Raw genomic sequence first — 14,496 nt, 5'->3', positions numbered from 1 at the left:
AAGTTATCTGTGCGGAATAGTGCTTATAAGTAGGTGGTAGTATAGTTGACGATAGACCTAAGAACAAAAAACGCGCCAATGCGCATTATACCGAATAAATATAATCTAAGACTTCACGCTTCTTAGGCCCCTGAATACGCCACTGCATCACAAGACTGTCTGGGGATAATACAAACGAGGCATCGTAATTATCTGCCGCGCATTGATGTGACTGACGCGTGACTAATTCACCTTGGCCATCTTCAATAATATCAAACAAAAATACCGGTTTATCCCAGCCAAAGCGTAAATGGGTTAAACGAATATGATCGCCTCCGAACTGCCACAAATATTGATTGTGCATAGGTACGTTACGATTGGCTGATACATAGTAATGTCCACGTTCGATAGTTTCAACAATGGCTCCCGATTCCGGCTGACTAACATCTATTTCAGTACAACTAGCGCGACGCTTAATTAAGCCTAGCCCTTCACCTTGCCAGCCAGTGACAGATTCATTGTCAGCGTTAACTTTAAAACTAAACCGGTTCAAACGATTAAGCAGATCCCACAATTGCGTCAATGTTTGCACTGTTACCTCTTTAAATAATATTTATCACTGTTTTATTAATGTACTCATGTCCATTAATGTCAATTGCTAATAGTCCCTTGTCGAGATGCAAAAACTCCCGCACAATAGCCACATACGATTTATTCATAGTTAGGACTCATATTCATGCAAACTTTAAAGTCTGGTGATAAAGCACCATCGTTTACTCTGCTTAACCAACATAATGAAAGCATTTCTTTTGATTCATTCGCAGGCAAAAAAGTCTTAGCTTATTTCTATCCAAAAGCAATGACGCCGGGTTGCACAACACAAGCACAAAAACTACGTGATCATATCACAGCATTAACAGCGCTAAATGTAGAAGTCGTTGGCATCAGCCCAGATGAAGTGGTTCGCCTAACTAAATTCAGTGACCGTGATGAATTAAACTTTAGCCTACTTTCAGATCCAGACCATGCAGTCGCAGACGGATTCGGCGTTTGGGGCCTTAAAAAATTCATGGGTAAGGAATTTGATGGTATTCACCGTCTGTCTTTCTTAATCGATGAACAAGGTGTTATTGAACATGTATTCACTTCTGCATCGCTAAAAGCTGTACCATTAGAAGGTGACTACAGCAAATTTAAGACTAAAGACCATCACCAAGTAGTATTGGATTATTTAGCCAATAAATAATCGTTTCTTATTTATTTAAGAAAAACAAAGCCAACATGTTTAAGTATTTAATGACTCAGGTTTGTTGGCTTTTTGTTGTGAAACAATAATTAGCCATCAAAAAAAGTTAATGCTTCATCAAAATCAAAATTATTCACATGTTCTATTACTATTTCATAATCAGACATAGATAAGCCGATTTCATTCGCTGAATATTTTTCTATTAAATCGACAACAGCGGTATCTGAATGCATTAACGCTTGTTTTATGCTTTCTACAACCGACAGGATCTTAGTTTGGTGTCCAACTTGATTAGTGGGATCACCTGTAACATTAACATCACTTGCTTGAAAGTATTGTTCTAATGCTACACATGCATCTGCTAGCATTTGCTCAAGTAACTGCAACAGATCATTATTCGTTGATTTTACAGTACTCTTTTCGATAGTATGACAAAGTTTGTAAATATCTAAAAAACCTAAATTTCCAGCTAGGCCTTTTAAAGTATGAACAAAGAAATTTTTCTCTTCTAAATTTAGCTCAGATAAAATTAAAGCATTATTTTTTTTCATATATCGTTTATAAAATCTACCTAGTAATTTATAATAAAGTACGAGGTCATTATTAGTACAAGATAAACCCATCGCATCATCTAGACCTGCAATATTAATCGTGCTTGCTATATGAATTTTAGCAGGTGGAGTACTAAGTACCAGCTCCGATTCATTCAGTATACGGGGCTGTTTTATATCGACCCACTTCGCAAGTGTGTTCATCATATGAACAATATTGATTGGTTTTCCTATGATGTCATTCATGCCACTCTCTTTAACTCTTTCCAAATCTTTTTCCATGAGATTAGCCGTCATTGCAATAATAGGTAACCGCTGTAATCGTTCATCCATTCTTATTATTGCTGTAGCTTCATAACCACCCATTATTGGCATTTGACAGTCCATAAGTACACAATCGAAAGTTTGATGATCTAAGTATTCAATAGCCTCCTTTCCATGATTGGCAATGGTTACGTGAGCACCTTTATTTGTTAATATTTCATAAACAAGCTCTTGGTTAATCTCATTATCTTCAACTAATAAAAAATTAGCTCCACGTAATTGCCGTTCAACTACTAATTTATATTCTGATGGCATCATTACATCAAAGTCTAAGGTTTCTCGCGCATTATTTGAACTGTGTCTTTCACGGTCAAGTGTCACGTAAAATGAAAAACAGCTACCGACATCAAGATCGCTGGTTACTGATATGTCACCTTGCATTAATTGCGTTAATTGTTTACAAATTGCCAAACCTAAACCTGTACCACCATATTTTCGTGTCGTTGAGGTGTCCGCTTGATAAAATGCAGAAAATAAGTGTTCCATTTGTTCTTGTGACATGCCTATCCCCGTATCTCGAACCTCACACATCAGTTCAATTTTATCTTCTTCGAGTATTTTGCATCTGAAGCTTAATTTGATCTCTCCTTCTCTAGTAAATTTAATCGCATTACTACCTAAATTGACGAGTACTTGCTTCAGCCTTAATGGGTCACCAACGAAATTAAGCGGTAAATCACTATCAATATCAAATAGTAATGCTAAGCCCTGTTCTTCTGCTTTTAGGCCAATAATATCGCGAACTTCATCTAACACTTCCAAAATATTAAATTCAATTTTTTCAATCAATAGTTTACCGGCTTGCATTTTAGAGACATCTAAAATGTCATTAGCTATTCTTAATAGATCATTAGCAGAGCGGTTTACTTTACTAATATAGTTGTGCTGTTTAGGATTTAATTCTGTGTCTAGCGCTAAATAGCTCATGCCGATAATAGCATTCATCGGGGTTCTTATTTCATGACTCATATTAGCTAAGAAATCCAATTTGGCTTGGTCTGCACTTTTTACTTGCTCTACTGCAATACCTAATCGCCGAATTAAATTTGTAAGCAATGTTTGCGAGCGGTAAATAAAGTAGCTAAGTAATACGATACTAATTAAAAAAAAAGTAAAAAGCATAAACATGTCGTTAGCTAAACGACGTGATTCAGCCATGTCTTTAAATCGATACTCACGAAAACTAGACAAAATATCATCAGCATTCATAGCCGTATCATTCAGTTCATTTCTAAGCAGCAACCTTTGTTCTTTTAAATTCGCTACTGATAAAAGGTTATTGAGGTAAAGATCAAGATTTGATAAAAGTTCATTGAAAGCACTTTTATTATTTTTTCCTACAAGTGAAGGCGGAATATTTTTAGCTTCGGCTTTTGTTAAAACTAGTAACTGTTGAATTTTACTAAACAATAAATACCATTTTTTTTGCTCTTGCACTGACGAAAGCTCATGGTCAAATCCCCTAACAGTACTTATATCATCTAATAAAGTATCAATGTGTTCATGAAACTCTGCTCTTATCGACATTAATTGTTGAGATTTTTCACGCAGTGCAATAATTGCATCAAGGGATTTTAGCTCGCTAGTACGTAAATCAAAAATCAACGTTCTAAGCAGTAACGCTTGTCTCTCCATATCAATAACTAATGGAGTATTACTTGTTAGATCATCATCGTTATTTAGATTTTCTAATCGTTTAAAAAGAGCTTTCAATTTTACTACTTGAAACTCTAACTTCATTAGTTTATTTACGTTTTCAGGGGTTTTAGTGGATATTTTAAAAGCTTTGCTCAGATAGGTGATTTTATGAGAATATTCCCCAAAAGGGACTAAATTACGATTTATATGTGGTCGTTTTTTAATACTTGCGATTTCTTTAAGGACGCTTTCTAACTGATGTATTTTTTTTATATTTCCTACTATCTCATCTGCTTCTAACCTAAATTTCATCATTATCTGCTTATCGTAGTCGATATGCTTTTTTTGCAATACCTTCAAAGCTTCGACACTATCATTTGTTAATATTTCTGAATTTTTCATATCCTTGTATTTTTTATGCAATTCTTCATTCAGCAAGACATAACGCTCAAAAAATACTTGATATTGATGAAATATTTTTAACAATCCACCAATATATAATCGTCCAGAATTATTAATGAGTTTTTTAATTAATGATTTTACAACTTCAGTCTGAGCAATCACTTTTTTTTCATGATTCTCTAAGCCATCTCGAACATAAATAAGCTCTGCAATACGAGTTTTATCGAGTTCAATCAATAACTGTCCTGCTTCTGAGAAGCGTTCCTCGTCGGTAACTAATTTTATAAAATTGAAACCGCTCGCTAAACCAATAGCAACAAGAAGACAAATGGTTATTAAAAAACCGAGCATAATGCGACTGTTATTTGATTCTATTAATAATTTAGGCACTTTAATGGCCTCTAATAAATATATTATAAGTTACGATGGTTTTTTGCTATTTCTTCAAATTTGGGTAGCAACTTTAAAAATTGAACAACTAAACTCGGATCAAAGTGTTCTCCAGATTCCTCTTGAATAAATTTAACAGCCTTTTCAATTGGCCAAGCTTTTTTATAGGGGCGATCACTAGTTAAAGCATCAAAAACATCGGCGAGAGCCACTATACGAGCAGACAGGGGGATTTTTTCTCTAGATAAGCCATTGGGATAACCGGAGCCATTCCATTTCTCGTGATGATTCAAGGCTACCTCTTTTGCTAATAATAATAAGCTGCTGTCTTCTCCGCCTAATATACTCGCACCGATCACCGCATGAGTTTTCATTATTTCCCATTCTTGCGCATCAAGTTTCCCTCCTTTACATAAAATAGCATCTGGAATGCCAATTTTACCCACATCATGCATAGGTGCGGCATTATATAATAAATCAGCCCATTCTTTATCACCACTGGTTTGTTCTGCAAGTAATTTACTATATAAAGCCATTCTCACAATATGCATACCTGTATCATTATCTTTATATTCGGCCGCTCTACCTAGCATATTTATAATTGTTTTCCTAGTACTCTCTAGCTCATGTGTTCTTACTTTAACTAAATTTTCAAGGTGATGATTTTGATCCGAAAAAGAAAGTTGTGATCTAATTCTAGTTTTTACAATAGCGGGGTTAAATGGTTTAGTTATGTAGTCAACAGCGCCCAACTCAAACCCTAATGATTCATCTACAATTTCACTTTTAGCGGTAACAAAAATGATAGGGATATGATTAGTTTCAGGATTGTTTTTTAGTAATCGACAAGCTTCAAACCCATCTATTTCAGGCATCATAACATCAAGTAGAATCATATCTGGCTGGGGATACTGCAGTGCAATAGCTAATGCTTTATTAGCATTTTTTGCTGCGAAAACTTTATATTCTACATTCAGAATATCTTTTAATATTTGGATGTTACAAGCTATATCATCCACAATCAAAATAGAACGTAATGGGGTTTCTATATGCATAAAATCTTCTTATTGTAGTCACTTTAATTTAAGATTAGCGATTATAATCTTAAATGTATTGCTGAAAAGAGCCTTTGATTTAGATTAATAGCTCTATAGCACCATATGTGCAAGACTCTCATGCCATTAAGTTTGTATATTAAAATATACTCATTTTATATAATTTAAACCGAAAAAATCCGATATTGTTAATTTTCATCGTCATTTCCAATATTGAGTATTTCGATGATATGAGTCACTTACTGTTTATCTGTATTATTCAATGATGAAAATTTTTGTATTATTATAGATGCGACATCATCGTTCACATTAGTATTATTTTTATGAGCGTAGCTTTGGAGTGTATTCAACATATATCTACAACTAGCACCACCCTAAAATATATTATTTAAGGCTATCATTTCCTCACGACTAATAATATTATCGTGATTCATTTTAGCTAAGTCTTCTAGATTATTATTCTGTACCGATAAAGATAAATGGGCTTTAATTCTTGATCTTACAATAGCAGGGTTATAAGGTTTAGTTATATAATCGACGGCACCTAATTCAAACCCTAATAACTCGTCTACAGCTTCATTTTTTGAGGTCACAAATATTATAGGGATATGCTTAGTTACAGGATCTTTTTTTAGTAAACGACAAACTTCAAACCCATCTATTTCAGGCATAATTACATCAAGTAAAATCATATCTGGCTGAGGGGCTTGCCTTGCAATAGCTAATACTTTATGACCACTTGTTACGGCAAATATCTTATATTCTTCATTAAGAACACCTTTCAAAATGTGAATGTTTTCTGCTATATCGTCTACGAGTAAGATAGAACGTAATGGGGGTGTTATATTCATATATTTTTGGCTTTAGCTAAGCTTCATTAAAGTCAATAATCAGAATAATCTGATACCGTTCGACTTTAAATCCACAGTAAAAATTAATTTATCGACTAGATCATGCCCAGACAGATGAATCCAACTGCCTACATAAATAACATGAATGATTACCCGCTACAATTCAAATCCCCCCGAAATCCGAAAAGGTTCAGCCTATATTAACTAGAAAAAAGGAAGGAAACGGTAACACTAAACTAAGTATGTTTATAAGATCAATACTTTACTTATAAGAAAATAGTCGCAGACAGCTTCCCTCTAATCTATACCAAATACCAGGCTTCATTAAACAAGCGCAAAAATTACGTGAGCATATCATATGCCTTAAATGTAGAAGCACTTAGCATCAGCCCAGATGAAGTGGTTCGCCTAACTAAATTCAGTGCCCCGTGATGAATTTGGTATCTGGGGGCCTGAAAAAATTAATGGGTCAGGTATTTGATGGTATTCACTGTCTTTCTTAATCGATGAACAAGGTGTTATTGAACATGTATTCACTTCTGCATCGCTAAAAGCTGTACCATTAGAAGGTGACTACAGCAAATTTAAGACTAAAGACCATCACCAAGTAGTATTGGATTATTTAGCCGCTAAATAATCGGTTAATCTAATCTACGGTTAGTTTACAAAACAATACAAAGCCAATAGATATTGAGGATATAATGACTCCTGTTTATTGGCTTTTTATCATTTAGGTATACTTAACCTTACGTTATTACCTAACTAAGGTACTAAATTCTATCAGCTCCTGAACTAATTGCCTTTAATACTATCCAACCAGCCTTGAAGGTATGGATACCGCTGTAGCAGGTTTAATCGTTTACCGCTCATTTTCAACCTCGTAATTTAATACATAATAAAAAATAACTGGAGTACATAGTGACTAAAACGCGTAACCTATTAGCAGCGTTAGTGCTTAGCATTTTTGTTTTAGGCTGTAATGATAAGACGCGATCTCCAGATCAGTCTACACCGCCACCTATCGCGGTCGATATCATTACAATTAAGCCGACAGAACAAGCTATTCAAGTTCAATTACCTGGCCGTAGCCAAGCGAATAAGATTTCAGAAGTTCGCCCCCAAGTCGGTGGCATTATTGAATCTGTGAACTTTAAAGAAGGTGGTAAGGTCACAGCAGGTGATTCTTTATATACTATTCGCTCCGGTATTTATCAAGCAGAATTAACCAGTGCAAATGCTAATTTAGAAAGTGCGACAGCATCGATGAACACTGCGTTCAATGAATACAAGCGGCAAAAATTGTTGCTAACGAAAAGCGTCACAAGTAAAAAAGATTACGATTCAGCATTACTTAATTATAAAAAAGCGCAGGCGAATGTTGATGTACAAAAAGCCAATGTGAATAGAGCACAAATACAGCTGGCTTATACGCAAGTTAAAGCGCCAATATCAGGCATTATTGGAGAATCTTATTTTACTGAAGGGGCACTAGTTCAGCTTAATCAGGCGCAACCTTTAGCTATTATTCAACAAATCGATCCAATTAAAGTAACAATGAGTCAATCGAGTGATGAATTTTTAAAGTTTAAGCGCGAGATTGCGAGTGGTAAATTAAAATTAAATAAAAATGCCACCGTTGACATTGTACTCAGTGACGGCACCCCTTATATGGAAAAAGGAGTGCTACTTTTCTCTGATATATTCGTCGATCAAAATACAGGTACTGTTCACTTAAAAGCTAAGTTTGATAACCCCAATAAAAATATTCTTCCGGGTATGTTTGTCCATACATTATTAAATGTGGGTACAGATCCCCAAGCGATTTTAGTACCACAGAAAGCCGTATTTTTTGATTCTCAGAGCCGACCGGCAGTGTATGTTGTTAACGATGCATCCGAAGCTGAACAGCGAGTGATTACAGTCGCGCAATCGATCAATAATCATTGGCGGGTAACATCAGGATTGAAAGAAAATGATAAAGTAATTGTGAATGGCCTTGTCAAAATTAGGTCCGGTTCAAAGGTGGTTATTAGTGAACTACCCCAAAATACAGCCACAACAGAAAAAGAAGAGGCTAAATAATGGCTCGTTTTTTCTTAGACAGACCGGTATTTGCTTGGGTTATTTCCATACTTATAATGTTACTTGGCCTATTAGCCTTTAATAAGCTGGCGGTTACTCTTTATCCGTCACTAAACCCGCCAGTTATCACTATATCAACCCAATATCGCGGTGCTTCTGCGGATGCGGTTAAAAATAGTGTCACGTCAAAAATAGAGCAGAACTTAACGGGTATTGAGGGAATGCGATATTTTAGTTCCTCCTCTACTAATGATGGTAATGTAAACATTGCAGTTTATTTTAACGTTGGCGTTGAGCCCGAAAAAGCCTATATGGACATACAGAATAAAGTCCAAGGTATTGCATATCAGCTACCTGATAGTGTCAGAAGTGAAGGGATTAATGTTAGTCAAACGGGTAAATCTTTTTCTACTCTATTAGCATTAACATCAACCACAGAAAATAGCTATGGTGATATTGGTAAGTACATCAATACAGTGCTCATCGACGATATTAGTCGGGTACCGGGTGTTGCCCGTGTACATGGAGTATCTCCTAAGCATGCAATGCGCATTTGGTTAGACCCTTTAAAACTTGCTCGTTTCAAATTATCTCCATCTGATATTGTGTCCCATATACAAACACAGAATAGCCAAGTTGCATCGGGTTATTTTGGTGAGTCACCAGCAAAGAAAGATCAACAGTTACTCATAAAAGTGAATGTTCGGAATTTATTAAAAACGCCTGCTGAATTCGGTAATATAGTCGTTAAAAATGATAAGAAAGGTGGGCAAGTAAAACTTAAAGATGTGGCTCGTATCGAAGTTGGTTATGATAATTACATTAACCAGCTCCGTTTATTTAGAAAAACAACACCTAAGGGTAAACCTATGGGTGTCGTGATGGTTTATCCTGAAAATGGGACCAATATTATAGATATGGAGGCTAAACTTAAGGTCTTAGTCGAACGATTACAACCTCAATTGCCCCAAGGGATGGAGCTTACATTCCTTAAACAGAACTCGCCTAAAATTAAAGCGCAATTAGGTAATGTATTAAGTACCTTAGTTGAAGCCGTCGTTTTAGTTTTTCTAGTCATGTACCTCTTCTTACAAAGTGTAAGAGCAACGTTAATTCCATCGATTGCCGTACCAATCGTATTACTTGGTACTTTATCAATTATTTATTTATTGGGCTTCTCAATAAACACTTTTACCATGTATGCATTAATACTTGCGATTGGTTTGTTAGTTGATGATGCTATTGTCGTTGTTGAAAACGTAGAACGTTTGATGCATGAACAACAGCTAACACCATATCAAGCAACGAAACAATCAATGGACGAGATATCCTCAGCATTAATCGGTATTGGTTTATCTATTTCAGCCGTATTTATGCCGATGGCCTTTATGCCCGGTAGTGTCGGGGTTATTTTTCAGCAATTTTCAATCACGTTGATAACAGCGATGCTTTTATCCGTGGTTGTTGCGATGACATTGACCCCCGTATTGTGTGCAACTTTACTAAAACCATCAACAGGTGATCATAGCAAAGGGTTTTTCGGTTGGTTTAATAAAGGATTTAATACGTTAAGCAAAAAATATGAAGCAATGACTATTACAATGATTAAACGTAGTGGTGTTTTTTCATTATTATTTTTATTGTGTATCGGACTCAGTGCTTATTTTGCTAATACGATACCAAGTACGCTCATCGAAAATGAAGAATCGGATACCATTATTACTATTGGTAATATGAAACCGAACACCACGATAGCACAAGCGCGAGAAGTATCAGCAAAACTGGGGGAATTCATTTCTCAAGATCCAGCGGTAGCGGACTTCGGGGATTTAACGGGATTTAATGGTACTTCTGCATTAGCCTATATCAAGCTCAAAGATATTAAGCAGCGAAACTCTGATGATCTAAAAGCGGAGGCTGTAGTACAACGGATTATGACATTTGGTGCATCGATTAAAAATGCCAATGTTTTTGCATTTACCCTCCCAGAACTTGACCTTGGTGGATCATCTGATGGTGTTGAATTCGCATTAGTTGATTCTAGTGGACAAGGGCCAGACAGATTGTTGGATGCTAAACAGCAATTTTTTGACCTGGCTGCTAATTATCCTGCGCTTCAGGATCTACGAGTGAGTAGTGGTGGAGACCAAAAAGATAATATTTATCAAATCACTCTAGATCAAGATAAGTTGAACGCATTAAATATTCCGATAAGTCGTATTGATTCAACGATTAATATTGTACAAGCTAGCTTGAGAGTGAATGACTATCTAGATCATAATCAAATACGTCCTGTTATTGTAATGGGAGAAAGCGATTATAGAATGGATCCCGATGGGCTCATGCAGTGGTACGTTAAAAACACCCTTGGTGAAATGGTTTCTTTTAAAGAGTTTACTTCAGGTAAGTTTACCAGTGCACTATCAACCTATGTTAATTTTAATGGTAAATTAGCACTTGAAATATCAACTCAGGTTGGGGATGGATATAGTTCCGGAGAGGCTATTAAAGCAGTTGAAGATATACTTGCTCAATTACCACCTGGCTATGACGTTCAGTGGACAGGGAGTGCCTTAGAAGAAAAAGAGTCTGGTTCTTTAATTATATGGCTTTATGCACTCTCTGGATTATTTGTATTCCTTGTATTAGCAGCGCTATATGAAAGTTGGACTATTCCTTTTTCAGTTATATTAGCGGTGCCTTTTGGTGTATTAGGTGCTTTTGTTGCAATATGGCTAAGGGGAATTAATGATGACTTATTCTTCAAAGTTGCCATTATAACGACAATGGCATTAACGGCAAAAAATGCGATTTTGATTGTTGAATTTGCGAAACAACAGTATGAAGAAAACGGCGATCTGATTGCTTCAGTTGCGCAAGCGGTTAAATTAAGATTAAGACCGATTATTATGACGTCAATGGCATTTGGTTTAGGGGTTGTGCCACTGGTTATTGCTTCTGGAGTTGGTTCTGTTGCTCAGCACTCAATTGGTACTGCTGTACTTGGTGGTATGCTGGTTTCAACATTCATAGGAACACTATTTGTACCTATGTTTTTTGTGCTAGTCGTCAGGTTTTTTGGTGGGAAAAAGCAGTTAAAATAAAAGAAATAATTTAATAAAAAAGGTCGCATTCGCGACCTTTTTTATTTCTTATGCACAGGGCTTGTATAAGTAAAGTGATATTTCACGCTGTTAGGTACTACTAAAGTGACACTAATCACAAACCAACGGCAAGGCATCTCTATTTTAGTGAATTAGAAATAATACACAACCACATCCAATAATAGGTACTACCATATGAATACATGACGATATAAACGTCACTCATTTATATCATGAAAAAAGGAATTTAATGATGAAAAAATTTGAAGTCGGAACTCTGTTACTGACCTTACCACTCTTCTGTTTTGATGCCTTAGCTAACTCAGCCAATAAGCTTGATGTGGCAGGAGAAATACACACCCAAGTTATTGACTCGGTAAGCTTTCAGACATTATCTAATAGTGAAATTTTCACTGCACGAAACGGATATAAATTTTCAGACATTACAGTCGAGATTATTACCGACACTGCAATTTATCCGACTCCATTTTTGCGTATTAACAACTCAACTCCGCGCAGTTTAACGCAATTAGCCGTGCTAATTAATGATACGCCTAACTCCATTTCACAAACAATTTTACCGTTTCATTCGATCGATGTTGCACTCGACGAACTAAGCCAAACTGATGTAGTGGTTTTTCTAGACCCTGTGACTTTGTATCAGCCAAATGTGTCTAGATATACAGATGATGCTACCGATGAAGATATTTACAGCTATACCTTGATGCAAACGGGCTTAAGAAAAATTTACAGTAAAAAACAAACTAAACACGATTATTTTGGTTACTTCAAATACATCCGTGGTGAGGCTCCTGAATCCGCTTATGATAAATGGCGTAGAGTCGTGACTACCGAGGAACAATTAGAATATAGGGTTAACCAATCAGGGTCTGCTGGGGTTGCGAGTAATACCTGGCTATCAATCAACTGGCCTTTGCCTAGGTTTAATGCAGATAGAAGTCAAATTGGCGTATACCGTATTCTTTCTCACGAGCGCGCACACTCCAATGGTTTTAGTCATAGCAGTGGTATGGCTTATGGCTGGGATGACTATGTACAGAACTATGTGATTGACTTAAGAGCCAATAACGAAATAGTTGATGATGTTATGCCACTCGAAGATGCCAAAGTGTATTGGTATTATAATGAGGGGAAATTTAAAGCTTACTCACATGACATTAGCTATACCCTTGAAAATATTGATCTAATTTATACAAATAGCATAGTAAGAAGTGCAACAATAAGTAATAACGAAATTAATATAGATTTGCTGCCACACATCAATTTTAATAAAAAAGTACTGCTCAGTGCGGATATACAGGATGAAGACCAGCTAGTTAGCTATATTTTACCTACCGGTTTAACTAACTTAGCATTGCACAAGCCAGTAACCGCTTCATCTCAAGCTGAACCTAACAGACCTGCCAGCTATTTAACCGATGGTAAGATGGCAGAGCATACGGCAACAAGTAAGGGGCGAGATCAATGGCTAGAAGTCGATTTAGAAACCGCCACCAATATCGGGTCAGTTGTTCTATATAATAGATCATATAAAAGTAGCAGGGCGAAGGGCGTTACTTTATCATTACTTGATGAAAATAAAATAGAAGTGTGGAAATCATTACCGTTAGTAAACCAACCCCAATGGGTGTTTAATTCCACGATTAGTGGTTTCAACGGCAATGATGTGAGGTATATAAAAATAAACAATACTAACAAGCATTTAACTTTTATGGAATTGGCGGTTTATAAAGAAGACACCCTGCCAGCCCCACTTCCTGAACAACCACCTTTACCTGCTGCACCTATCAATGTTGCGTTGAATAAAACCGTTACTGCTTCATCTATTTATAGTGTCCGTAGACCAACCAGTAACTTAGTCGATGGTAAAACTAATACGATGGCAGTGACTAAAAATAAAGGTCTGCAATGGCTCGAAATTGATTTAGAAACAGAACAAAACCTAGGCGCTATCGTGTTAGAAAATCGACATAATGGGTATCAATACAGAACTATCGGCGCTTCACTGTCTGTATTAGATCAAGATAGAAATGAAATATGGTCAACCATATTAGATGATAGTCCAAGATGGTTTTTTGATTCAGACACAGGCTTTAGTGCAGTTAACGCGAGATATATACGTCTAGAGCAGACAGATCAATATATTAATGTAGGTGAAATTAGAGCTTATTCGCAATAATAATATTATGTGTCTCCAGCTGCTGAGCGATAACTTAAAGTGATGAAACCGTAAACTTAGCCTTAGATTAAAAGGTTAAGTTTACTCATCAACCAGCCCATTTAGAAAAATAATATTTATCCCTTGCCCTAAATTAAAATACCAATAGAATCAGCTGTATGTTTTTAATTAACGATTAAAAATATACAACAGGAATGCTCACGTTTTCAAATCCACCTTGATAAATGGGGCTTCCTACAATACAAATGGTATATTTAAGGAGAAGTCTGCGTGTTTAAATTTCTACTTCCAGTTTTAATATTGATATCTTGGTTCGCTCAAGCTGAAGGCAACGAGGCTCTGACGGTTGACCGTTCTGTATCACAAGATATCCAACTCTCTTTCCCAAACGATTATGATATTGACCCCAAAAGAGGTGACTTCGAGATCGTTAACTATGTACTCATGAGTAATGACGTTGGCGAACGCTGGGCTGTAATTACACTCACTAATTTATCATCCGGTAATCGAGAGTTTAATAATGAGCACTTAATCGCTTTATTTGCTGACGGTAGCCGCATGAGCCCACTTCAATATAAATTAAACTTTAGAGGTCGAGAAACGCAGTCAATTACAGTCTCATTTGGAGAACATAAATTTCCAATATTGAGTATTTCCTCAAGCAATTAAATATA

9 protein-coding genes and 1 pseudogene are annotated in these 14,496 nt (G+C 36.1%); 6 read left to right on the top strand and 4 right to left on the bottom strand.

Translation table 11 applies throughout. From position 1 onward, the window contains the following. Positions 1-85: 85 nt before the first annotated feature. Entirely contained in the window at positions 86-571 is a 486-nt protein-coding gene (locus AKG98_RS00370) for a DUF6314 family protein (protein ID WP_067039660.1), read from the bottom strand. 144 nt (positions 572-715) lie between these two features. On the opposite strand from AKG98_RS00370, the gene bcp reads away from it, so the two are divergent. Next, positions 716-1,225, top strand: coding sequence for a thioredoxin-dependent thiol peroxidase (gene bcp / locus AKG98_RS00365; protein WP_067039658.1), 510 nt, complete (start codon positions 716-718; stop codon positions 1,223-1,225). An 89-nt stretch (positions 1,226-1,314) separates the two neighbouring features. On the opposite strand, the gene AKG98_RS00360 is transcribed toward bcp, so the two are convergent. From AKG98_RS00360 to AKG98_RS00350, 3 genes are all read right to left on the bottom strand, one after another. After that, positions 1,315-4,530: a hybrid sensor histidine kinase/response regulator gene (locus AKG98_RS00360; RefSeq protein WP_228140164.1), complete on the bottom strand. Its 3,216-nt coding sequence runs from the start codon at positions 4,528-4,530 to the stop codon at positions 1,315-1,317. A gap of 23 nt (positions 4,531-4,553) precedes the next feature. Beyond that, on the bottom strand, positions 4,554-5,585 hold the full coding sequence (locus AKG98_RS00355; RefSeq protein WP_067039655.1) for an HD domain-containing phosphohydrolase: 1,032 nt from the start codon (positions 5,583-5,585) through the stop codon (positions 4,554-4,556). A 374-nt stretch (positions 5,586-5,959) separates the two neighbouring features. Continuing rightward, positions 5,960-6,436, bottom strand: coding sequence for a response regulator (locus AKG98_RS00350; protein ID WP_228140163.1), 477 nt, complete (start codon positions 6,434-6,436; stop codon positions 5,960-5,962). Positions 6,437-6,799: 363 nt separating this feature from the next. Between AKG98_RS00350 and AKG98_RS22615 the strand changes: the two are divergent. The 5 genes and pseudogenes from AKG98_RS22615 to AKG98_RS00330 form a co-directional block, all read left to right on the top strand. Continuing rightward, positions 6,800-7,073 (top strand): annotated as a pseudogene (locus AKG98_RS22615) (thioredoxin-dependent thiol peroxidase); the annotation flags it as partial. Positions 7,074-7,354: 281 nt separating this feature from the next. Then, entirely contained in the window at positions 7,355-8,518 is a 1,164-nt protein-coding gene (locus AKG98_RS00345) for an efflux RND transporter periplasmic adaptor subunit (RefSeq protein WP_067039652.1), read from the top strand. Continuing rightward, positions 8,518-11,622 carry an efflux RND transporter permease subunit gene (locus AKG98_RS00340; protein WP_067039649.1) on the top strand — a complete coding sequence of 1,035 codons (3,105 nt, stop codon included), beginning with the start codon at positions 8,518-8,520 and terminating at the stop codon, positions 11,620-11,622. The genes AKG98_RS00345 and AKG98_RS00340 overlap by 1 nt, the downstream gene beginning before the upstream one ends. A gap of 250 nt (positions 11,623-11,872) precedes the next feature. Beyond that, positions 11,873-13,822, top strand: coding sequence for a discoidin domain-containing protein (locus AKG98_RS00335; protein ID WP_083543841.1), 1,950 nt, complete (start codon positions 11,873-11,875; stop codon positions 13,820-13,822). 270 nt (positions 13,823-14,092) lie between these two features. Further along, entirely contained in the window at positions 14,093-14,491 is a 399-nt protein-coding gene (locus tag AKG98_RS00330) for a hypothetical protein (RefSeq protein WP_198155363.1), read from the top strand. Positions 14,492-14,496 lie beyond the last annotated feature (5 nt).

It is taken from the genome of Moritella sp. JT01 (genome assembly GCF_001574435.1).
Lineage (GTDB): Bacteria > Pseudomonadota > Gammaproteobacteria > Enterobacterales > Moritellaceae > Moritella.
Note: the sequence above shows the minus strand (reverse complement) of the source record. Positions and strands in the feature narration are given on the sequence as shown.